Genomic DNA, 22,635 nt, shown 5'->3' with positions numbered 1-22,635 from the left:
ACAGGGGGGCTGGATTTCGTGTACAAAAGCCACTGATTCAGTGGTTTCACTACACCACGAAAAAGCTTTCTTCAACAGAACTCAAGCGATAGCGACTCGAAATGTGAAAGAGTCAGCAGCGCGTTTTCTAAGGTATCTTGTCACTTGTACGGGAGGAAATGATGATTAGCAGAAATTGGAGCCGCAAGTCGATTGCATTTGCGGTCACAGTAGCCGTCCTCAGCGTCTACTCGATGGTAGCGTTGGCGAAACCCGGCCAGAAGAACTCCGGAGAACTTTCGGTTTCCGGCCAAGTCACCGTTAACGGTCAAGCGGCGATTTCGGGTGCGACAGTATTTTCCGACAGCGTCATTACAACTGCGGCTAACAGCAGCGCGGTTGTGAGCCTCGGCAAACTTGGTCGCGTAGAGTTGTTGCCGAACACGAGCGTTAAACTCAGCTTTACCGACGCCAGCATTTCAGGAAATCTCGACGCCGGTCGTCTGCAGGCTTCGACGTTGGCAGGTACGTCCGCCATCATCACGACCAAAGACGGCGCGGCTGTTGCCGATGCGAGCCAAGCGTCAAGCTTTATGGTCGATGTCGAATGTGGCGACATGAGAGTCGCTGCTCAGGCAGGCTTGGTTGAACTGCGAGCCGCTGGCAAGACGACAGCTGTCGCTGCTGGAACGACTGAAACTGCGGGAACACCTCAGCCCGGCACACGCTGCACCCGTCTAGCACGGCCCGGCATGCCTGGCATTGGTGGCGGCGCCTTGGCAGCCTTGTTACTGGCTGCTGGTGGTGCGATTGCGGCGGCGATTCTGGCCGGAAGTTCAGAGAACAATGATCTGAACTTTGGCGGAGACGTTACCGTAATCAGTCCGACGAGATAGAGGACGCGAACAATCCTGCTGGTGGCGTGCCCGAGTGCGCGGCACTTGAGTGTAACTTGCGGGTCACGCGCTAAATGCGCGTGACCCGTATCTTTTGATCAGACATATTTCCGAATGCACATCGCTGTAATTGGCTCTGGTTACGTAGGGCTTGTAACCGGAGCGTGTTTCGCAGAATTTGGCGTTGACGTCGCGTGCGTTGACATAGATGCCGACAAAGTCGCCCGGCTAAATCGCGGCGAAGCCCCCATCTACGAACCAGGCCTCGAGCAACTAATCCAAAAAAATCTTCAGGCGGGACGGCTAAGATTCACCACAGACCTTCATTCAGCCGTCGAGCCTGCTTCCGTTGTCTTTCTTGCGGTCGGCACGCCACCACAGGCCGATGGCTCGGCGGATCTCAGCTTCGTCAATACTGCCGCCATCGACGTCGCCCGAAACATTGGCAGCTACAAAGTGGTTGTGATGAAATCCACTGTCCCGGTGGGGACTGGCAAGCGACTGACGGAACTAATTAAGAAAAATCTGCCGGCGCCGGTACCCTTCAGCGTCGTTTCCAATCCAGAGTTCTTGCGAGAAGGCGCCGCGATCAGCGACTTTATGCGCCCCGATCGAGTAGTGATCGGGAGCGGCGACGCGCAAGCGACCGAGGTGATGCGGGAACTCTACCGGCCGCTCTATTTAATCGAAACGCCGTTCGTGATCACCTCTGTCGAAGGCGCTGAGCTAACTAAGTACGCTGCGAATGCCTTTCTTGCTACGAAGATTTCGTTCATAAATGAAATCGCCAACCTGTGCGAGAAAGTGGGTTGTGACGTTCACGACGTGGCCCGCGCTATTGGTATGGATCGGCGTATTGGCAGCAAGTTCTTGCACCCCGGTCCAGGCTTCGGTGGCTCTTGTTTTCCGAAAGACACGCGTGCGTTGTCGGTAATCGGAAGGGAATACGACTCGCCTACGCGAATCGTCGAGACGGTGGTAGAAGTCAACGAGCGACAGCGGCAAGCCATGTTTCCGAAGATCGAAAAGCTGGTTGGCGGTGTGAAGGGTAAGCGAATTGTTGTCCTGGGCCTGAGCTTCAAGCCGGAGACTGACGACATGCGTGACGCTCCCTCGGTTGATATCATCCGCGCTTTGGTGGAAGCCGGGGCAACAGTAGTAGCGTACGACCCGGTCGCCCAACACGAGGCAGAAAAACTGCTGCCGGATATTGAGTACGCGAATGATGAGTACGCCGCTGCTACGGGCGCTGACGCTCTCGTGTTTCTCACCGAATGGAACCAATTTCGCGCGCTGGACATGGAGCGTATTCACGGCCTGATGAGGACCGCCAACATCGCCGATCTTCGAAATATTTATGAGCCTGCCGATCTGCGCGCGCTCGGATTCAAATACGCAGGAGTTGGACGCTAAATGGCGCTCTCCGGAATTGCTCTAGTCACTGGCGGCGCGGGCTTCGTGGGCTCACACATCGCCACGGCGCTCGTTGACGCTGGCGCTCGCGTTCGCGTTGTCGACGACCTGTCGACGGGTTACCTCAAGAACCTTCGGCACATTGAATCCAAAATTGATTTTATCGAGGGAAGCGTTGGCGACGCGGCCACATTGGGGCGCGCGCTAAGCGATGTAGAGTTGGTTTTTCACGAGGCTGCTATCCCCTCCGTGCCACGGTCCGTGGATCGGCCGGTTGAATCTCATGATGCCTCGGTCAATGCCACGTTCGCACTGTTGCTGGCAGCCCGCGACCAGAAAGTTCGGCGGTTAGTGTACGCGGCTTCCAGCTCGGCTTACGGCGATCAACCTGAGCTTCCGAAACACGAAGAAATGAGGCCCGCGCCGCTTTCGCCCTACGCGGTCGGAAAACTGGTAGGCGAGTATTACGCCCAGGTCTTCACCAACGTCTACGGTCTCGAAACCGTTTCGCTGCGGTACTTCAATGTCTTTGGACCGCGTCAGGATCCCGGCTCACAGTATTCCGGCGTCATTTCGCGTTTCATGAATGCGCTGGAGAACGGAGAGCAGCCGGTGATTTATGGCGACGGGGGACAGTCACGCGACTTCACCTTTGTATCGAACGTGGTCGATGCGAATTTGCGCGCGGCTGAATCGCCCGACGCCGTCGGTAAGGTGATGAATGTCGCTAACGGCCGGCAGGTAACGCTAAACGAACTGCTTGAGATAATGAAGAGTGTCACCGGCAAGTCGGCCGCGGCGGCCCGCTATGAACCAGTCCGCGTCGGAGATGTGCGACACAGTCTCGCGGACATCTCGCTCGCGCGCGCATTGCTCGGATATGAGCCGAAGGTCGGACTCGAAGAAGGTCTGCGCCTGACGTTTGATTGGTGGCAGAAAAGCGGTGGTCAATAACGCCGTCGCCACTGATCGCCACAAATATAGTCCTTACGAGCCAATCAAGAAATACTTACGATGGGGATGAGTTGTCTGGGTTTAGAAAGTAATAAAGTCGTTACTTCGGTACCCATTTAAGAGCCCGAGTCAGCCGCGACGAACCGTTAAAGTCCTTACCTTTCTTACCTAATTCGAAATCGGCCATAATCCGGTTCTTCGCCGCGGTCTAAAGCGACGACAAACATGCGCGGCCGTGAAAAAAGGCGAAGGGCGGGCCTCCGCTTTGTTCAGGAATAGCAAACGAAGTCTCTTTCATCGTAAGGGAGGTCACGGAGTGCAGGATGCCATAGACATTTCGTTATCGAATCTGAACCAACATTTCACACGTATTGATGCGTGATTATTGATTAGTCTCCTCTAAGCTTGGAAATACGCTGCCGACCGTTGCGCGAAACCGCCGGTTGATTCGCAATGCACGAGCCGCAAGACTGGTTGTAAACAACGCGATAACATGAGCATGCGATCTTTTAATCAGAAACAAAAAGACGAAGCAAACTGCGTTGTACGGACTCTCTTGGTTAAGCGACGTCCTTCGCATATGGAGGCTTTCTCGAGGAGTAAGACACTATTCCCATACTTCCCCTGCTGGGTGTAGAATTAGCTTTCCCCGCAACCTCGCAGCGGCCCAGTTTTCTCGGATTAGACCCAATCCGTCCGCGAGCAAATTGGTAGCCGGGCGCCGATAGGTAGCAACTTCAGACGGTTATCGGAGGATGCTCATACATGCTCTAAATCCAGCTGCGGCTGCGCAATGCGTTCGCACGACGACTTGGCGCCAACAGGCGCCTCTCTATGACTGTAAGAATCTAATTCGGAGGTCAAAAATGAGATTATCGACTCCTTGGTATAAGAGGACTCCCGTTATCGTTGCTCTCATACCGGTGTTAGGCGGACTGGTAGTAGCGGGCGTTAAGCTCATACCACTCACGTTTAATCAAGGGAACAAGAATGAATCATTTATCGGAAAGGTTTCCGATACTAAGGGTACAACGCGAATTCGGGGCGCCAAAGTAAGTCTGGAGGGAAAGGGGCTGCCTCCGGTTCTTTACACTGATTCAGAGGGCGTATTCAAATTTGATCTGTCTCAGGAACTTGATGAGATCAAGATTGTAGTTGAAGCAGACGGATATGTGCCTTTTGACAGGCGACTGCGAGTGTCTGCAAAAAGAGAAATCGAGGATATTCGGCTAAGTCCCGTATCAGACACCAAAGCGAATCTGTCGGGCACAGTGCTGGACAGCCACGACCAGCCGCTTCAGGGCGCGCTGGTCACGCTCGATGACTTTCCTGGAATGGCGCCCGTTCACACTTCCACCGATGGAGTCTTCAATCTAAGCGAGATTCCCAAGAAGTATGGAGAAGGAGTACGCGTCCGGGTAGTCCTAGTCGGCTATCAGCCTAACCCTTACACGGAAGATGTAGTACTAGGTAAGGCACCTCCGATAATCAAGCTGCGAAAAAAATGAAGTTCACCACCTCCCTCATTGCGCCTCATTCTTTTCTTATCAGCGACCGTCATTGAGAATAGTTATCGACTGACGGTGAATGGCATGGCTCAAAATCCCACGTGGCTCCTACAGCTGCAGTATCCATTTAATGACCGAATGAGATTGATCGCTCAATACACTGATGCCGCCCGGCTGGTTCGGCGACAATGACATCCTGATAAATCCCTGCTTTGCAAGCTCACGAGGATAAGACATGAAACCACGCCTCACCATACTTCCCCTTTTCATTCTCAGCCTGGCAGTAACCGCATTCGGGCAACAAGCCAAGATTGAAGGACATGTTTATGACCACAGGGACCGGCGACTAGCGTCTGTGCGAATCGTCGTCACGCCCGGCGGGCAGGCTGATACGACTGACAGTAAAGGCCATTTTAGTATCAGCCTGCCTGACAACGTTCAGCCCGGACAGGCAGCACAAATCAGAGTTGCAAAGTCGAACTGGGTCATTTTCAACCCGATGTTCGGCAAGTGCGAGACGAAAAGTGCGGGGCGTAATTTCGAGGCCCTACGGGTGGTCATCGTTCCCAAGGGATCACCGCTCTCTTATGGGCCAAGAAGGTTGAGTGAATTTGTAGATGAACTACAAAAGCAAATTACTAATCAAGGGAAAACAATAAACACGCTGAGAGATAGTGCAGATAAAGCCACGCGTGAGCGGGAGAAGTACGCCTTCCTACAAGAATATACAAAAGAGTATGGCATTCCGTCCGACAAGTTAAAAGCTGCCTTGGATATATGGGCGCAAACCCGAGAGTCTGATGACAAACTAGAGAGAGCACGCAAAGAATATTGGCTGGGAAATCTCGAAAGGGTGACTGAACTTACCCGGGAAGCCGCGCCTTTTGCCGTCGAAGTCTTGAAACAAAAAAACAGGCAACGGCTTGAAAGTGGTCGCACCGTCATAAGCATATATGCGCTTGAAGGACGTGCTTTCTATGAGCAGTTCAAATTCCGAGAAGCACTCGCGTCCCTCATGAAAATCGAACAGCTTTTCGAAAACAGACAACTCTCCAAAGAGGATTTTACACAGGAATGGACATTATTAAATCTGTCTATCGGGACTGCTAAGCGTGAATTAGGCGCCAGAGTAAAAGGTGCGGAGGGCCCACGGTTGTTGCTGGAGGCTTTGGCTGCTTATCGGCAAGCAGAGACATTCTACAATCGTGAACGTTCACCGCATGGTTGGGCGACTACGCAAATCAGCTTGGGGAACGCGCTGATTGAACTAGGTGAGCGAGCAGAGGGTGCGGAAGCCATTGGGTACTTGAGGGAGGCGGAAGCAGCTTACCGCGGTGCGTTAAAGATCTTCACGCGGCCGCAATCGCCTAAGGATTGGGCGGCGACGCAGAACAACCTGGGGATTGTGCTGCGTGATTTAGCTGGGCGAACCGAGGGCGTCGAGAGCATTCGGTACTTGAGGGAGGCGGAAATCGCCCACCGCGCTGCGTTGGAGGTCAGGACACGCGCGCACTCGCCACAAGATTGGGCAATAACGCAGAACAACCTGGGAATTGTGCTGAGTGATTTGGGCCTGCGGGCGGAAGGCGTAAACCATTTGCGCGAGACGGTGCTCGCATTTCGCGCCGCGCTGGAGGTCTTTACACGCGAGCAATCGCCACAAGATTGGGCGACGACACAGAACAACCTAGGCAGTGCGTTGAGCGTCTTCGGTGAGCGAGTGGAGAGTGCGGAAGGCATCCAATACCTGAGGGAGGCGGAAGTCATCTATCGCGCCGCGCTGGAGGTGTTCACGCGTGAGCAATCGCCACAGATTTGGGCGGCGACGCAGAGCAACTTGGGCAATGTACTACGTAAGTTAGGCGTGCGGGTGGAGAGTGCGGAAGGCATCCAATACCTGAGGGAGGCGGAAGTTATTTTTCGCGCCGTATTGGAGGTCTCCACGCGGAAGGAATTGCCACAGAAATGGGCGGCGACGCAGAACAACCTAGGGACTGTGCTGAATCAGTTAGGCGTGAGAGTGGAGGGTGTCGAGAGCATCAGATACTTGAAAGGAGCGGAAGCCGCAAACCGTGCTGCGCTAGAAGTCTACAATCGCGCGCAGTTGCCACAGGACTGGGCGATGACGCAGAACAACCTGGGAATTGTACTGCGTGACTTGGGTGAGCGAGTGGGGGCTGAGGAGAGCCTTAGGTATCTACACGAAGCGGAGGCCGCTTATCGCGCCGCGTTGGAGGTCTACACGCGTGAGCAAGTGCCACAGCGGTGGGCGATTGCGCAGCACAACCTGGGCACTACGTTGAGGGGGTTAGGCATGCGGTCGACAGGCGTGGAGGGCATTACCTACTTGAAGAATTCGGAAATCGCCTATCGTGCCGCGCTCGAGGTCTATAAGCATTCGCAGGTGCCACAGGATTGGGCGGATACGCAGAACGGCTTAGGCGCTGTGTTGCGTGAGTTAGGGGTGAGATCGGCAGGCGCGGAGAGCCTTAAATATCTGGATGAGGCCACGCAGGCATTTCGCGCCGCGCTGGAAGTCAGGACACGCGCGCAGGTGCCACAGGACTGGGCGATGGTGCAGAACAACCTTGGCGTAGTGTTGAGCGACTTGGGCGAACGGGTGGAAGGTTCCAAGGGGGTCGCACACTTGAAGAATGCGGAAGTCGCCTATCGCGGCGCGCTCGAGGTCTTCACGCGTGAGCAATTGCCGCAGCGGTGGGCGGGGACGCAGAACAACCTTGGTAATGTGTTGCGCGAGTTAGGCGCGCGGTCGGAAGGCGCGGAGAGTATTCAGTATCTTAAGGGTGCGGAAATCGCTTATCGCGCCGCGCTGGAGACCTACTCGCAGGCGTACCTGCAACAGGATTGGGCGATGACCCAGAACAACTTGGCCGCAACTTATCTTTTGCTAAAGGACTGGACGCGCGCGAGCCAAGCTTATACCAATGTACTAAAGATATACCCCGATGATGTGGAGGCTTATCAAAGAGCTGCCACGCTCCAGCACGAGATGCTGTTTAACTTTCGAGAAGCGTTCGCCTTGAATCAATCTTGGCTGGCAAGGCATCAGGATGATATTTCGGCCCAAGCAGATTTTGCCGAAACGCATTTCACAACGGCCCAGTTTGAGGAAAGCCTGTTACGCATTACGGCCCTCCTGACTAATTCAACCCTTTCTGCTGGTACCAGGGCAGCATTGCGTGCACTAGAAATTGCCAATCTGGCAGCCGTCAATCGAGCAAGGCAGGTTCCAAGCAAACTCGAGGTGCTGATCGCCGAAGTCTCACGGCAACCCACCACTTTCAAGGTCGAATGGAGTTTCAAGGGCACAAGACACTTCATAGACCACAGCGAGCAGCTGAAACCTCATCGCGACTGGCTTGGAGGGCTACTCGATGCCATGGGAAGCGAAGACCGCGACAGAATGCTGAACGCACTTAAGGAAGTGCGAACCAGGTTCAAACGGTGAGGCCACCGGCTAGGTCGGCGAAAATGAAGCGATGAAACTACACCTAAGCATGCTTACGCTTTTTGTCTTTAGCCTAGCCGTGTCTGCCCTCGGGCAACAAGCCAAGATCGAAGGACATGTTCATAACCAAAAGGAAAGGCGAGTTCCGTCCGTGCGAATCGTCGTGACACCTGGCGGGCAGGCTGGTAGGACCGATAGCAAAGGCCACTTCATCATTCATCTGCCCGACAACATTCGTCCCGGACAGGCCGCGCGCATCAGGGTCGCGAGGGCAGGCTGGGTGGTCTTCAACCCCATGTTCGGTCACTGTGATACGAAAAGCGTGACACTCAATTCTGAGCCGCTCGACGTGATCATCGTTCCAAAGAATTCGCCGCTCTCTTACGGGCCCAAAAGGTTGAGTGAATTCGTAAACGAAATGCAAAAGCAGGTTGCGAAGCGGGATACGATAATAAAAGAAACAAAAGACGAGTTGCTTAAAGCGAGAATTGAGCGCGAGAAATACGCCTTCCTACGAGAATACGCAGAGGAATATGGTCTTTCCAACGGCAGGCTGAAGGCTGCATTGGATCGATGGGCACAATCCAAAGAGTCTGACGACACGCTGGAACTTGCTCGTAAGGAATACTGGTTGGGAAACTTAGAGAAAGTAACGGAACTGACCGCGAAGATTGGTTCTCCTTCCATCGAGCAGTTGAAGGCTGCTAACAAAGAACAGGATGAGCGTGCCCGCACAGTCATCGGCGTTTACACTCTCGAAGGTAATGCTTTCTATGAGCAGTCCAACTTTGGCATGGCAATGGAGTCGTTCTCTAGGCTCGATGCGCTTTTCTCGACTAAAGACATCCGTAAGGAAGAGTTTTCGAACGACTGGGCCGATCTAAAGCTGGCGATTGGAAGAACCAAAAGCGCATTGAGCGAAATAGTCGCCGGCGACGCAGGGCCTCGACTGCTGTTAGAGTCTCTGGCCGCCTTCAAAGAGGCCGAGACCTACTACACGCGCGCACAATCGCCTCCGCACTGGGCCTTGATGCAGAACAACCGTGGGCATACGTTGATAGCGTTGGGCCGACGATTCGACGGCGTGGACGGGGCCGCGCACCTGAAGGACGCCGCCGCCGTGTTTCGCGAAACGCTGGAGATTTACACGCGCGCGCGTTGGCCGCTGGAGTGGGCAGCAACGCAGAATAGTTTGGGTGCGGTGTTGCGCCTATTAGGCAGACAGATCGAAGGGGCCGAGAGCATCAAGTATTTAACTGAGTCCGCCGACAGACATCGCGCCCTCCTGGATGGTGATATCCGCGCACGGGCGCCACAGGAATGGGCCGGCGCGCAGGGCAATCTCGCCAATACGTTGGTTGACTTGAGCGAACGGGTAGCAGGCGCCGAGAGTGTCAAGTATTTAGATGAAGCCGTCGCCGCGTTACACGCCGCGCTGAAGATTTTCACGCGCGTCGAGTCGCCGCAAGAATGGTCTGCGGCGCAGAACAATCTTGGTACTGTGCTGAATCGATTGGGCGACCAGAAGGAAGGTGCGGAGCGGCTGAAGTTTCTGAACGAGGCAGTGGTGGCATACCGTGGAGCGTTGGCAGTCAGAACCCGCGAGCAGTGGCCCCAGGACTGGGCGCAAACGCAGTACAACCTAAGCGATGTGCTGTTCGAAATGGGCAAGTTGACGGACGGTCCGAAGGGGTTTGAGTATTTGAACGAATCAGCGGCGGGGTTGCGTGCCACGCTGGAAGTAAGAACCCGTGCCCACTCGCCGCGGCAATGGGCCATGACCCAAAACGCCTTAGGGGTTACATTGGGCGGGTTAGCCAAGAAGACTGAAGGGCCGGAGGGACTTAAGTATCTGGACGAGGCGGCAGCAGCGCATCGAGCAGCGCTGGAGGTACACACCCGCGCAGAGTTTCCAAAGGACTGGGCTACGGCGCAAGCTAACCTAGCAGATCTGTTGTTTTTCCTGGGTTTGAAAACGGAAGGGGCGGCGGGAGTGGCGTTCCTAAACGGAGCGGCCTCGAAGTATCGCGCCGCTCTGGAGGTCCTGACGCGTGCAGAGTCGCCGCAGAATTGGGCTTACAAACAGGCATCTCTGGGACTGTTGCTCGGCGTTTTGGGCGAACGTGCGGAAGGGGCAGAGAGGACGAAATATTGGAACGAAGCCATAGTAACGCTTCGCGCTGCGCTCGGTATTTTTACTCGAACGCATTTACCGGAGAAGTGGGCGGAGGTGCAGAATCATCTAGTGTCAATATACGTTTTGCTGGAAGACTGGCGCAGCGCGGGTGAATCAATCGCGGAGGTCTTGCAGGTGTTCCCGGATGACGAAGAGATGCATCGCCTCGGCGGCGCGGTCTACCACGATAAGCTATTCGATTTCGAGCGGGCGTTTACTTCGAAACAGTGGCGGGTAAAACGAAAGAACGACATTGACTCTCAGGCGAATTTTGCCGAGGGATGCTTTACCACCGGACGTTTCATCGAAGCCGAGCAACGCATAAATGCTCTCTTGGCGCGGCCGGAAGTCCCTGCCAGCATCGCGACAGCTCTGCGCGCATTTGAGATTGCCAGCATTCTAGCCCTTCAACGAACTAATCAGGTGTCAACCAAACTTGACACGCTCATCGCGGAGGTCGCCCGTCAACCGCCTGAGTTCCAAGTCACATGGAACTTTGAAGGCACAAGACACTTTATCGATCAAAACGAGAAGCTGGCTCCTTATCGGTTTTGGTTGAAACAATTGTTTGATGCTCTCGACAACAAACCACGCGACGTAATGCTTAGAGACTTGCAGAGTGTAAGAGCGAAAATGAAAATCGCCTTCATTGAGAATAGTCATAGACAGACGGTGGGAATGCATGGTTCAAAATCGCCCGTTGGCTCTTAGCGCCAACTGCAGTAGCATTTAATGACCGAAAGAGATCGATCGCTCATACTTTCCTCGCGAGGTCACAATGAAGTTCAGAAACTCCCTGTTTGTACTCTTTATCTCCTGTTTTTCAGCGACTGCGCTAGGTCAGCAAGCCAAACTGGAAGGACAAGTCTTTGATGATAAGAACAGAGCTGTCGTCGGAGTGAGGATTGTCGCGGCCGGTGGACAGTCGGCAGTAACGGATAGGAAAGGACATTTCAAGATTGGTTTCCCAATCTCTGCTCAGCCAGGGCAGGCCACACGCATCCAAGTTGTCAAATCGAATTGGGTAGTCTTTCAGCCGATGCTCGGCAACTGCGTGACGCAAAGCGCAGAGCGCAACTATGAACCGCTACGAGTCGTCATCGTTCCTAAAGGCTCGCCGCTCGCCTTATCACCGAAAAGACTGAGCCAAGTCATAGCGCAGTGGACGGCTGAAAGAGCCAAGCTGCGCGTTGAAGTAGGTAATCTCCAGCAGGAACTTGATGAATACGCCTTCCTCCAGCAATACGCAAAAGAATACGGTTTCACGTTGGAGCAGTTTCGTGATGCTGCCGAGCGGTGGGCACAAATCAAAGAATCGGATGACAAAGAAGAGCGCGCACTCAAAGAATACTGGCAGAAAAATTACGGAAAGGCCGCACAACTAGCCCTAGAATCCGCACAAGTGGCCGGCGAAGAGTTGAAGCAAGCCAATAATAAGACAAATGAGGCGAGCCTTAAAGTCATTCGTCGATACAAGCTCGCGGGGAACGCTTACTATGCACAGTACAACTTCAGAGAAGCCCTGGACGCTTACAATAAGATTGAGAAACGCTTTGATGCCAAAGAACTTTCAAAGGAAATCTTTATAGCGGAATGGGCTGAAATGAATTTCTTGATTGGGAATGCGAAAGTGGCATTAGGGGTAAGAGTTGCAGGAGACGAGAACTCACAATTGTTAAAAGAGGCGTTAGCCAACTATCAGCAAAGCTTTACTATTTATACCCGTGATCAATTACCCAAAGAGTGGGCTGCGACGCAGAACAGTGTTGGTAATGTTCTATTGAGCCTGGGGGTGCGAGCGAGGGGCGCGGAGAGTGTTAAGTATTTGAACGACTCTGAAGCGGCTTACCGTACAGCACTCGAAGTAGCCACGCGCGAGAAGTTGCCACATGAGTGGGCTAAAACACAGAATAACTTAGGTATTATGTTAAGGAGTTTGGGTGAGCGGGCGAGTGCGGAAGAGGGCGTTAAGCATCTGAACAACGCAATTACCGCTTTCCGCGCCGCGCTAGAGGTGAGAACCCGAGAGCAATTGCCTGAAGAGTGGGCCGCAACGCAGACCAATCTAGGTAATACATTACAGAGCTTAGGTGTGAGGGTAGGAGGGGCGGAGGGCGTCAGATATCTGAAAGACGCTATTAAGGCTTTTCGTGCGGCGCTCGAAGTGAGGACTCGCGAAAAGTTGCCACAGGAGTGGGCGGCATCGCAGACTAATTTGGGCAACGCGTTATGGGCATTAGGTTTACGTGTAAGTGTGGAAGAAGGCATTAACTATCTGAAGGACGCGCTTGCACTTCATCGCACCGCACTAGAAGTCAGATCCCGCGAGAAGCTGCCCCAAGATTGGGCGGCAACGCAGAACAATGTGGGCATTGTGCTAGCGAGTACCGGTGAACGTTTAAGCGGGGCAGCGAGCATCAAGCAACTGAAAGACGCTGTCGGGGCTTTCCGCGCGGCGCTTGAAGTAAGAACCCGAGAACATCTTCCACAGGATTGGGCGATCACTCAGAGCAATATGGGCGGTGCCCTGCTGAATTTAGGTTTACGTATAAGTGGGGAGGAGGGCATCAACTACCTGAAAGACGCAGCTGCGGCACATCGCGCTGCGCTTGAAGTAGTCACCCGCGAGCAGCTCCCACAGCAATGGGCCTCAAGACAGGCCAATCTTGGCAGCGCGCTACAATATTTAGCTGAGCGCGTGAGCGATGCGGAGGGCATCAAGTATCTGAAGGAGGCGGTGGAAGCTCATCAATCAGCTCTTGAAGTGAGAACCCGCGAGCGCCTCCCACCGCAGTGGGCTACAACGCAAAACAACTTGGGCAATACGCTGCGGGGCTTAGGTGAGCGAGTAGAGCGTGAGGCCGCCATCAGACATCTGAAGGATGCAACTATAGCTCACCGCGCTGCGCTTGAAGTATTCAGGCGAGAGGACTTCCCGCAACAGTGGGCTATAACGCAGAACAACTTAGCAAGAGATTATGTTCAACTTCATGACTGGCCGGCTGCTGCGGAAGCGTACACGAATGTCCTGTCGCTTGACCGGGGCCAAAGAGAGGCCTACGACAAAGCGGCTTCGATTTACCATGACATACTCTTCAAATTTGATAAGGCTTTCGACCTGCATCAACAGTGGCTAGCACAGCACACAGAAGATATTTCGGCTCAAATCAACTATGCGGAAGCACATTTCTCAGTCGGGCGTTTCGCCGAATGTGAACAACGTGTCAACGCCCTATTGACCAATCCACGAGTTCCTGTCAGCACTAAGACAGCATTACGAGCAACTAAGATTGCTAGCCTCTTAGCCGATGGCAAAGCCAGCCAAGTTCCGGTCAATCTTGATGCACTGATCGCGGAGGTGGCTGGTCAGCCTGCGGCATTTAAGGTCGAATGGGTCTTTGATGGCACAAGGCACTTTATCGATCAAAACGAGAAGTTGTCATCCTATCGTGCTTGGTTAGGACGATTGTTCGTCGCTTTAGCAAGTAAAGACCGCGATACGATGTTGAAGGCGCTACAGAATGTGCGAGCGAATTATAAAGAGCAAAGATCGACAACTTCGTTTCGGTTGAAGAGCGCTTGGCCGTCGCCTAGTATTATCACCATCCAGAGGAACCCCGGCTCGTAGCGAAGGCGTCAAATGTTTAACCAATCCTCCAACTAGCAGTTTAGGTACCGAACGGTGATGCGCTAGGCGTGATGAAGAGGATCGATCGTTATACTCAGTCTCACGAGGTCAAAAATGAAGTTCCAAACCTTCCTCGTTGTACTCTTCACCTCCTGCCTTTCAGCGACGGCGCTTGGTCAGCAAGCCAAACTGGAGGGACAAGTCTTTGATGATAAAGATAGAGCTGTCGTCGGAGTGAGGATTGTTGCGGCTGGAGGACAGGCAGCAGTAACGGATAGCAAAGGACATTTCAAGATTGGTTTCCCATCAGCAGCACAGCCAGGGCAGGCTACACGCATCAAAGTTGTCAAATCGAATTGGGTAATCTTTCAGCCGATGCTCGGTAACTGCATTACGCAAAGCACTGAGCGCAACTTTGAACCATTGCGAGTCGTCATCGTTCCGAAAGGTTCTCCCCTCGCTTTATCGCCAAGGCGACTCAGCCAAGTGATAGATCAATGGACGGCTGAAAGAGTCAAACTGCGCACGGAAGTAGGAAACCTCAGGAGGAATATTGATGAATACGCATTCCTGCGGGACTACGCAAAAGAGTATGGCTTCACGTTGGAACAGTTCCGTGACGCCGCCGAACAATGGGGCACAATCAAAGACTCAGATGATAAAGAGGAGCGGGCTCTTAAGCAGTATTGGCAAAAGAACTATGAAGAAGCAGCGCTCCTGGCTACCGAATCATACAAGACCGCTCTGGCAGAGTTGGCACAAGCAAAAAAAAAGACGCTTGAAGTCAGCCTTAAAGTCATCCGGCGATCTCAGCTCGCAGGAAATTCCTACTACGCACAATACAAATTCAGAGAGGCATTGATTACGTACAATGAACTCGCGCAACGCTTCGAGGCAAAGGAGCTGCCCAAAGAAGAGCTCAAAGCGGAATGGGCCGCAACAAGATTTCTGATTGGGAACGCAAAAGTAGAATTAGGGCAAAGAGTAGGCGGCGAAGAGGGTCGAAGATTTCTGGTGGAGGCCGTGGCTGAATTCCGGCAGAGCGCGACATTCCATACGCGCGAGCAGTTACCTCAGGATTGGGCTACGTCGCAAAACAATCTTGGCAGCGCGTTGGTGAGATTAGGGGAGCGGGTAAGCGGGGTGGAGAGCATCAAGTACCTTGATGAAGCAGTTGCAGTTCTTAGAGCGTCGCTTGAGATTAGAACCCGCAAACAGCTAGCGCAGGACTGGGCCGTAACGCAGAACGATCTGGGCGTTGCGTTCTTAAGATTGGGGGAGCGGGCGAGCGGGTCAGCAAGCATTACGCATCTGACGGAAGCGATTGCGGCTTATCGTGCCGCGCTTGAAGTGATCAGGCGCGAAGCGTCGCCGCAAGTGTGGGCAACAGTGCAGAACAATTTGGGTAGTGCGTTGGCGATGTTAGCTGTTCGAGTAAACGAGGCAGAACGCGGCACGTATCTGGGCGAAGCGATTGCAGCGTTCCGAGCTTCGCTGGAGATTAGAACCCGCGCGCAGGCACCGCAGGATTGGGCTGAAACGCAACTCAATATGGGTAACGCGTTATCGAGATTGGGCGAGGGAGCCATCGGGTTGGAGAGCACAAGCTATCTGAACGAAGCCGTCGCGGCTTATCGCGGTGCGCTCGAAATCACCACGCGGGCGCAGTTACCGCTGCAGTGGACTGTGTTGCAGACCAATCTGGGAATTGGATTGATGAGATTGGGACAGCGGGCAATCGGGGAGGAGAGGATCAAGTATCTGAACGAAGCGTTAACGGCTTATCACACCGCGCTTAAAGTAATTACACGAGAGGATCCTCATCAGTGGGCGGCGGTGCTGATTAATCTTGGGTTGGCGCATCTTCTCCTGGGTGAGGCGTCTGCTGCTGCGGAGGCATTCGCGAATGTACTAACGGTTGATACAGGCAATAAAGCGGTTTTTGGCGAAGCGTCCCGGCTCTATCACGAGGTACTCTTCGACTTCGATAAGGCTTTCCTTTTAAACCAGAATTGGCTGGCAAATCATCCATTGGACATCCTGGTTCAAGCAGACTTTGCAGAAGCGCATTTCAGCATCGGACGTTTTGCTGATTGTAGAGATCGCATTAATGCCTTGCTTGCTCATCCTGACCTTCCTGTAAGAACCAAAACAGCACTACGGGCAATCGAGATTGCCAGTCTGCTAGCCGAAAGCAAAGCCGGCCAAATTGGACCCAAGGTTGATGAACTAATTGCAGAAGTAGCGCGGCAGCCTCCCGGCTTCAAAGTGGAGTGGAGCTTTGCTGGCACGCAACACTTCATTAATCAGAACGAAAAACTGTCGCCTTATCGGGTTTGGTTGGCTCAACTATTCGGTGCTTTGGCAATTGAAGACCGAGAACTGCTGTTGAAGGCATTACAAAATGTGCGAGCGAACTTTAAAGAGCAAGGATAGACAACTTCATTTCGGTTGAACAGCTGAAGACCGCCTAGCCATTGTCTAGATGGAACGAAGACAGTATCTCGATCAAAACCCAAAACTATCCCGTTGGTGTTTTTACCTATCCCTTAGAAATATGGAGAAGCCAAGCCAAGTTGCAGGGCAAGTGTTTAACGATACACGACAGCGACTGCAAATCAGGGTCGGAGGAGAGGAAAGCCAGAATTTGCTATCACAGTCGGTAATTGACTATCGCCAAGCCCTGGAAGTCTGCAAGCGTAACGAACTGCCGCAGGATTGGGCGTTGGCGCAAGTCAATCTGGGAGGCGCATTGGGGCCTAATAAAAATAGCGACCATGCATTTATTACTTGGTCTTTGAAGGCTTAGACCAGAGGGGTACTTTGCTGACGGGTAAGCTGCGAACAATCCATTGGTTTCCCTTGTTGAAGGATCGTCATGAGTGACAAGTCGGGCTACACAAAAAAAGAAACCGATTGGCTCGGTCGGGAAAAAGAGGTTCATTATGATGCTAATGGAGAGAAGGCTGGAGAAACCAAGTTCACAGAAGATTGGCGTGGACGCTCAAAGCAGGAACACTACGATTCCGCTGGTGAGAAAAAAGGTGAGACAAGAAAGGGCTCTGACTGGCTTGGCAGGGAAAGGGCTGTACATTATGGGAGTGATGAAGAAAGGGTAGGGTATAGCAAGAATGAAGCCGATTGGTTAGGTAATCAAGTACAGAGTCATTACGATACTTCAGACAACAAAGTTGGCGACACACGGAGGGAAGAAGACTGGCTTGGTAACACACGCAAGGTACACAGTGGCACCCATCATAAATCGGAACCTAGAGTGTATTCGAGGGACTCATCATCAAAGGATGAGTACTCTACCGTACCGTCAAAGACAAGCGCTGGAGTCCACCCTTTATCTTCTCTGGTAGTTAAAATGATCTTAATAGTGGCAATTGGAGGACTGGTAGTATTGGGTGCTATTAAACTTGATAAATCAATCAAGGAAAGTACACCGGAAACCCGCCAACCCGCTGTAGTACTATCATTCAAAAGAGATCCAAAACCTAAATTACCAGAAAGAGTCTCGTGCGGAAATAGTCAGCCAATTTTGCTTACGCAGCCCAACAAGTGGGTATCAATTAACTTGCGCAAGGAGTGCTGGACAGGGGGAGTAGATGACCCAGCGAAATATGGGAATGGGTTCTTTGAAACCAGTTCTAATAGCAAGGCGATATATATGGTTCAGTGTTCAAACGAGAAGGAACTTGCGTTCAGCGGTTACATGCAAGCGTATCAATACATGGGTTGCGCACCGCCAATGTATTTCAAGGCAAAGGATAAGGCGCTTGTCGTGAAAGTGCGGATATGGAAACCCTTCTAGATCAGACCCGCGGCGCTGACTAGGATCTGACGACTCAAGTCTTCGTCGCGCGACGGAGACAAATGTCGCTGTGCAACGACATCTGTGTTTGGGACGGCAAACCGACATCGCTTTTCTCGCTCCGGGACGAGGTTATCGTCACCGCACACAAACTAGACCAGACGGCCAAGGCTGCCCGGGTTCTACTCGCGGGCGCTAGTTTTTCTAGCGACGACGCTAATTATTTGTCTTTCAACAATCAGTTGCTGACGATGATCGGCACGATTAAAAGCCCTTACTAGGTAGAGTCGATACTGATCAAGAAATATATTCTGGCACTTCGGAGTTTCATCCCTCACCTTATTGGTGTTGCTGCCATCACTGTGGCCGCAGCATTTTTCTCTCTTAGCGCCATTGAAGCAATCTTAATCACTGGTTTCTTCACATTATTACTGCCATACATGAAGGAGGTGAAGAAGGTAGAGCGCCAATTGGAAGTAGATCGCAACGCGCGGGAGGACATGAACACCTCGAGGAATGTCACAACCGGCTCCGGCACCGAGAAGTCGCGGCCGAGTGCCGCTACGGAGCGCGGCAAGATCTTCGGAACCCGAACCCACCAGAGCAATGGAATCAGAGGTTGACACCCCGGCAGCTCGACTCTGGTCCATTACTTCGGGCTTAAAGGCATTAGCCTTCTTGGGTGGCCTCACCGTTGTCGGGGTCATGGGTTACGCCTTAATCTATCTCATGCTGTATTTGTTCTTCTACCCTTAACCGAAGACACGCGGACATAAAGCAATGCCGTTAGACTCTAAGGTCATCCTTCATAAAACCTCAGCCGCCCGCACCTTCATCCTCATTACTCTTGTGATCTCGGTGGCGGGTTGTGCGCCTGCTCCATCGACGACCACCGACCCGGTTACCCCAGAACAGTTGAAACTTGGGGTCCGCCTGAACGAGCGGGCACGGATGAAGGTGGTGGATATTCGTGCGGGCCACGAAAGCGTGATGTCTCACTTCCAGGATATAGAATTCACAAATCCGACCGGGCTGAAGTATTTCTACGCGAAGCACGAAATAGTCCTATCCCTCAAAAGTCCGGAGTACCTCCCGGTATTCCTCAAGACGCTCAATGAACAGGACACAGATCGGTTGACCGTTTCTTTAAGGGACGAGCAGGACGGGCATTGGAGAAGAAGGCCCGGCCTCGGGTCTGAGCAACGCTACTCTAAGACCGTCTACATTCCTATTCGTATGTCTACGTGCGATGAAGTTACGCGTCTTATCTACAGAGAGCTTAATCTAGTTATTCAGAAACAGGCCGAGACTCAAGGAACGACCGAGAAACGGATAAGCCTCGATGAAGCGTTCGACTTGTTGATGCATGACCGGATCGAACCATACATAAAAGAGCTTGACCAGACGAAGAAGGCCGACCCATGCTTTGAAACTTTCGAACTTTATAAATGGCTCAAGCGCGAGAAGGCTGCCGGGTTCGAGCGAGGGGAGTATAAGGTCAATGAGGGCTTGCAGGGCCTGCTGGGGGAGGTTGCGAAAGCGCTGCTGGATTTGCGTCGCGGAAAGAAGCGATTCGACCTGCGGGTGGAAGTCCTCGGCCGTACCGATGATTATAAGGTGAAGGGGATAGCCTTGCGGGCGGATCAAACCGGCATCGGAGACAGGGACGCACCCGGGCTCTCTCTGGAACAGGTTCGTTATCGCGGATGCCGCAACGACAGGCTCAGCGGGACCCAGCCGGTTTACTTGGACTTCACTTCACGGGAAGGGGGGACAAGAGTCTGGCCGCGGGTCGATGACAACTGCGAATTGGGTGCTGTCAGAGCCTATGTTGCCGTGGTTTACCTAATAAAACGGCTGGGCAGCGATCACGTCTCATTTAGCTATGCTACGGGCGGCGTCAACTCAGACAAGAACGAACAAGACGACAAGATGAAGCGGATGGTTGAGATCGGCATTGACCATCAGGACCCTGAGTGCAGGTGATTCATCTACGACTCCAAGATAGATTATCTCGGCTACATAGCCTCAGTGAGTCATGACCTTGCCGGAACGCGCTCTGAAAGAGGAGGTCCCAACACGGAGGAGCAGATTCAGCGCATTAAATAACAGCAGCTAACGCCAATAATGATAACGCCCTTTTGCCGACACTGCATCTCTAACAAGCTGAGGCCGCCTGATTCGGATCCGTTTAACACGTCGGAATAAAGGAGTGGACTCTCCTGGAGCCAGCGCTTGGATCGGACATAAAGACCGGCTGGTCGCCGCCCAGTGATGACGGTGGATGATCACTAGGCATGCTCCGTGCCGCGTTTTCTCTTAAATTTCTGCCCTAAAAACAAACGGAGTAGGTTGCCAACAAACTCAAAGTATCCTTTACCCGCAGCCCTGCTGTTCCTTACTCGCACCTGTACTCGGCGCCTAGAACCAAATACGGTTTGATTATGGTCGAGTGGCCTGATCTAAGAATTGAAGGTAAGCAGTCCCTTCGGTGACGTGAAGATGCGACGGTATTTAGCGATGATCACGGGGAGGGGTGGTATATCTTTGGAACACAGCGACGGTCGGCTTAGTTGGATTGCTTTGATTTACGACGTACCGAATTGAACAAAGAAGCCAGAGCCTACTTTTGGCAGGAGACGGTATTGACGATCTAATTGCAATGAAAAGCGTTTTGAAGCTGGCACGAAAGAAGTATCTGAGTTTCCTTGCGCGTTTCAGCAAACGGTACCGCAACCGGGTTTTTAGAGAATCACTGGTTGAGAGACTTGCTACGTCAGACGCTGATCTTGCCAAGTGGGAGGAGCAATACAAACGTAACGTGCAGAAACTCAGTTATGACTTGGACAAGCTTTCTTGGGATATTTCTATAACGAACCTACAACTCCACACATTCACACTAGGGTTGAGCACTTCACTCGTAGCTTCCGCTATAGAACGTCTTGAACGACTAGATCAGATTGCACTTTGCCTAGCCAGAGTCTCGCCCATAATGGACAAGAACGATTGGTGGCTCGTGGCTGGGCTACCGATAACTTTTTACGAACATATCGTACAGAAACAGGATTCTGTAACGGCCGAAGAGATTACTAAGATAATTGTTAAGTTCTTTAACCACGAAAAGGCGAAAAAACTAGGTCAAATCGTTGAGTCGTGGAACGCTGCTCCATTCACTCTCAGAGAGCAATTCTTTGATGAAGCGTTGTGGGCTCATCAAAATGCAAGATTTAACTTAAGCGTCTCGGTTTTGATTGGCCAGGTTGAAGGTCTCATCCGCGATTTTGTGGCAACCAAATATGCTTTTACGCACCGCAGTTTTTATCGGGTTCGGGGTGTCTTCAGTAGTCGATTCAAAGTCTTAACGGAATTGCTTACCGAGAACACAGCCACTGTGGAAGAAGTTAATGCGATTGTGAATTACCACAACTTGAAAAAACTCGACGAACTCTATGATGCTTATGATCCCTCATCACATCACAAATCTGAACGGTTACGGAGACATGCGGTCGCTCACGGACTGTCGCTCAACTATGGAACAGTTGAGCTTTCGACACGACTCTTTTTGCTTCTTGACATGCTTCATTCCATGGTAAAGCAAATAGAATTGCAAAAATGATTGGAGCAGTGACGGTTCGGACGTTGCGTTTCCGTTTCCTAGCGGAGCTTCTATAGGACAGAGGCGCGAGCCCAAGTAATGAAGCCAATAGAATCATCAGTCGCGAATGAATAATTCGGTGTGCCAGTGACGGCTTGTCGAAAGACAAAGGGCGGTCAACCTTCCAAACTTCATACCTACACCTTCGCTGGCGTTTTTTATTGGTTTTGAGGATTTGTTTCTTTGCCAGACTTCGTAGCGACGGGCAGGGAGGAGAGTGAAGGGGTGTTCCACGTGTTATCTCCGTGTAGTGCACGTCCGTGAGACGTTTTGTTTCACCCTCTAAGATTCTTAGGAAGAAGGCGTTGATAATTGTTTGCGATTTTCTGTTTAGCTTCTTCTTCTGTTTCGCCACCCTGAGGCTGTAGAGTCAGTTTGTACGCATTTTTGTTTTTAGCTTTGGGGTTACAGAAGAACTTGCCGGAGGCTAGTTGTCGTACTTCTCGGTTGTAGTCTTCTAGCCTTGGGAATTCAGGGTCGTAAGGGCAGGGGTATTCTCCATTTGGGCTACTAGTGCTACCACAGGCATAAGCCCTCACTTCTTCCTCTTCACCGGCTAGCGTAGTCAGTTCAGCACCACAGGTAGGGCAAGCAAATTGGTCTTTATAATATTCAAGTTCTCCGAGTAGTTCTTCAGCTCGTTCAAGTTCCGCTACTTTCACCTCGATTAGAGCCTTATTCGCTTCGTAATCATTCGATAGTTGCTCTAATTCTTCCTTGTATTGTTCGATTCGTTTCTTTTGTCGTTCCACCAAGACGTCAGGCGCATTATTGTTTGCTTGGTCGAGTTGTTCCTTCAACCATTTATTATGGGCCTCTAGTGCTTTGATTGCCCCATCGCTTCGTCTCGCAGTGAGGGTGTACACCAGTGTTAGCAGTGCGATTTGGAGTCCCGCGCCGCCGATGATTATGTAGCTCCAGTTCACCGTCGCAGTATAGGCGAGAAGAACGAGGGAGAAAATAGAAAAGGCCAAGCCCTCCCGTGAATGCGATTGGTGTCGTGCTGGATCGTCCGAAGGAAAACCTAGAAAGAAATCCACTTACGGAACTCGCTCGAGTGACACCTCGACACCAGAAGTACCGCGGGCTTGTTGGATTCGTCGGTAAGAACTTTATTGTTTCAGTAAGGTCTTTATTCGT

14 protein-coding genes are annotated in these 22,635 nt (G+C 52.3%); 13 read left to right on the top strand and 1 reads right to left on the bottom strand.

From position 1 onward, the window contains the following. Positions 1-161: 161 nt before the first annotated feature. From VFX97_01425 to VFX97_01365, 13 genes are all read left to right on the top strand, one after another. Positions 162-875 carry a hypothetical protein gene (locus VFX97_01425; protein ID HEX5701861.1) on the top strand — a complete coding sequence of 238 codons (714 nt, stop codon included), beginning with the start codon at positions 162-164 and terminating at the stop codon, positions 873-875. A gap of 114 nt (positions 876-989) precedes the next feature. Beyond that, positions 990-2,288 carry a UDP-glucose/GDP-mannose dehydrogenase family protein gene (locus VFX97_01420; protein HEX5701860.1) on the top strand — a complete coding sequence of 433 codons (1,299 nt, stop codon included), beginning with the start codon at positions 990-992 and terminating at the stop codon, positions 2,286-2,288. Further along, positions 2,289-3,242, top strand: coding sequence for an SDR family oxidoreductase (locus VFX97_01415; GenBank protein ID HEX5701859.1), 954 nt, complete (start codon positions 2,289-2,291; stop codon positions 3,240-3,242). It abuts the gene before it with no gap. Between the two features lie 866 nt (positions 3,243-4,108). Then, the gene (locus VFX97_01410) at positions 4,109-4,750 is read left to right on the top strand and encodes a carboxypeptidase-like regulatory domain-containing protein (protein ID HEX5701858.1); all 642 of its coding nucleotides are present in this window, start codon (positions 4,109-4,111) and stop codon (positions 4,748-4,750) included. 235 nt (positions 4,751-4,985) lie between these two features. Further along, positions 4,986-8,219: a hypothetical protein gene (locus tag VFX97_01405; protein ID HEX5701857.1), complete on the top strand. Its 3,234-nt coding sequence runs from the start codon at positions 4,986-4,988 to the stop codon at positions 8,217-8,219. Between the two features lie 31 nt (positions 8,220-8,250). After that, entirely contained in the window at positions 8,251-11,106 is a 2,856-nt protein-coding gene (locus tag VFX97_01400; GenBank protein HEX5701856.1) for a hypothetical protein, read from the top strand. A gap of 67 nt (positions 11,107-11,173) precedes the next feature. Continuing rightward, entirely contained in the window at positions 11,174-14,023 is a 2,850-nt protein-coding gene (locus tag VFX97_01395) for a hypothetical protein (protein ID HEX5701855.1), read from the top strand. Positions 14,024-14,137: 114 nt separating this feature from the next. Then, the gene (locus VFX97_01390; GenBank protein ID HEX5701854.1) at positions 14,138-16,459 is read left to right on the top strand and encodes a hypothetical protein; all 2,322 of its coding nucleotides are present in this window, start codon (positions 14,138-14,140) and stop codon (positions 16,457-16,459) included. Between the two features lie 49 nt (positions 16,460-16,508). Further along, a complete protein-coding gene (locus tag VFX97_01385) occupies positions 16,509-16,832 on the top strand; it encodes a hypothetical protein (GenBank protein ID HEX5701853.1) in 324 nt (107 codons plus the stop codon). A gap of 69 nt (positions 16,833-16,901) precedes the next feature. Next, a complete protein-coding gene (locus tag VFX97_01380; protein HEX5701852.1) occupies positions 16,902-17,840 on the top strand; it encodes a hypothetical protein in 939 nt (312 codons plus the stop codon). Positions 17,841-17,902: 62 nt separating this feature from the next. After that, a complete protein-coding gene (locus VFX97_01375) occupies positions 17,903-18,121 on the top strand; it encodes a hypothetical protein (protein HEX5701851.1) in 219 nt (72 codons plus the stop codon). Between the two features lie 499 nt (positions 18,122-18,620). Then, positions 18,621-19,826, top strand: coding sequence for a hypothetical protein (locus VFX97_01370; protein ID HEX5701850.1), 1,206 nt, complete (start codon positions 18,621-18,623; stop codon positions 19,824-19,826). 676 nt (positions 19,827-20,502) lie between these two features. Next, complete coding sequence (locus VFX97_01365; protein ID HEX5701849.1) at positions 20,503-21,456, top strand: hypothetical protein; 954 nt, start codon at positions 20,503-20,505, stop codon at positions 21,454-21,456. Between the two features lie 314 nt (positions 21,457-21,770). Here the strand turns inward: VFX97_01365 and VFX97_01360 are convergent, their stop codons facing one another. Continuing rightward, entirely contained in the window at positions 21,771-22,535 is a 765-nt protein-coding gene (locus VFX97_01360) for a hypothetical protein (protein ID HEX5701848.1), read from the bottom strand. Positions 22,536-22,635: the final 100 nt, after the last annotated feature.

The sequence above is a fragment of the Pyrinomonadaceae bacterium genome (assembly GCA_036277115.1).
Lineage (GTDB): Bacteria > Acidobacteriota > Blastocatellia > Pyrinomonadales > Pyrinomonadaceae > UBA11740.
The sequence above is the reverse complement of the archived record's forward strand: the minus strand, read 5'-3'. Positions and strand labels throughout refer to the sequence as shown.

Excerpts from the sequence above, each read along its gene's own strand:
- VFX97_01425 (HEX5701861.1), top strand. The coding sequence starts at position 162 with ATGATTAGCAGAAATTGGAGCCGCAAGTCGATTGCATTTGCGGTCACA.
- VFX97_01420 (HEX5701860.1), top strand. The coding sequence starts at position 990 with ATGCACATCGCTGTAATTGGCTCTGGTTACGTAGGGCTTGTAACCGGA.
- VFX97_01415 (HEX5701859.1), top strand. The coding sequence starts at position 2,289 with ATGGCGCTCTCCGGAATTGCTCTAGTCACTGGCGGCGCGGGCTTCGTG.
- VFX97_01410 (HEX5701858.1), top strand. The coding sequence starts at position 4,109 with ATGAGATTATCGACTCCTTGGTATAAGAGGACTCCCGTTATCGTTGCT.
- VFX97_01405 (HEX5701857.1), top strand. The coding sequence starts at position 4,986 with ATGAAACCACGCCTCACCATACTTCCCCTTTTCATTCTCAGCCTGGCA.
- VFX97_01400 (HEX5701856.1), top strand. The coding sequence starts at position 8,251 with ATGAAACTACACCTAAGCATGCTTACGCTTTTTGTCTTTAGCCTAGCC.
- VFX97_01395 (HEX5701855.1), top strand. The coding sequence starts at position 11,174 with ATGAAGTTCAGAAACTCCCTGTTTGTACTCTTTATCTCCTGTTTTTCA.
- VFX97_01390 (HEX5701854.1), top strand. The coding sequence starts at position 14,138 with ATGAAGTTCCAAACCTTCCTCGTTGTACTCTTCACCTCCTGCCTTTCA.
- VFX97_01385 (HEX5701853.1), top strand. The coding sequence starts at position 16,509 with ATGGAACGAAGACAGTATCTCGATCAAAACCCAAAACTATCCCGTTGG.
- VFX97_01380 (HEX5701852.1), top strand. The coding sequence starts at position 16,902 with ATGAGTGACAAGTCGGGCTACACAAAAAAAGAAACCGATTGGCTCGGT.
- VFX97_01375 (HEX5701851.1), top strand. The coding sequence starts at position 17,903 with ATGTCGCTGTGCAACGACATCTGTGTTTGGGACGGCAAACCGACATCG.
- VFX97_01370 (HEX5701850.1), top strand. The coding sequence starts at position 18,621 with ATGCCGTTAGACTCTAAGGTCATCCTTCATAAAACCTCAGCCGCCCGC.
- VFX97_01365 (HEX5701849.1), top strand. The coding sequence starts at position 20,503 with ATGAAAAGCGTTTTGAAGCTGGCACGAAAGAAGTATCTGAGTTTCCTT.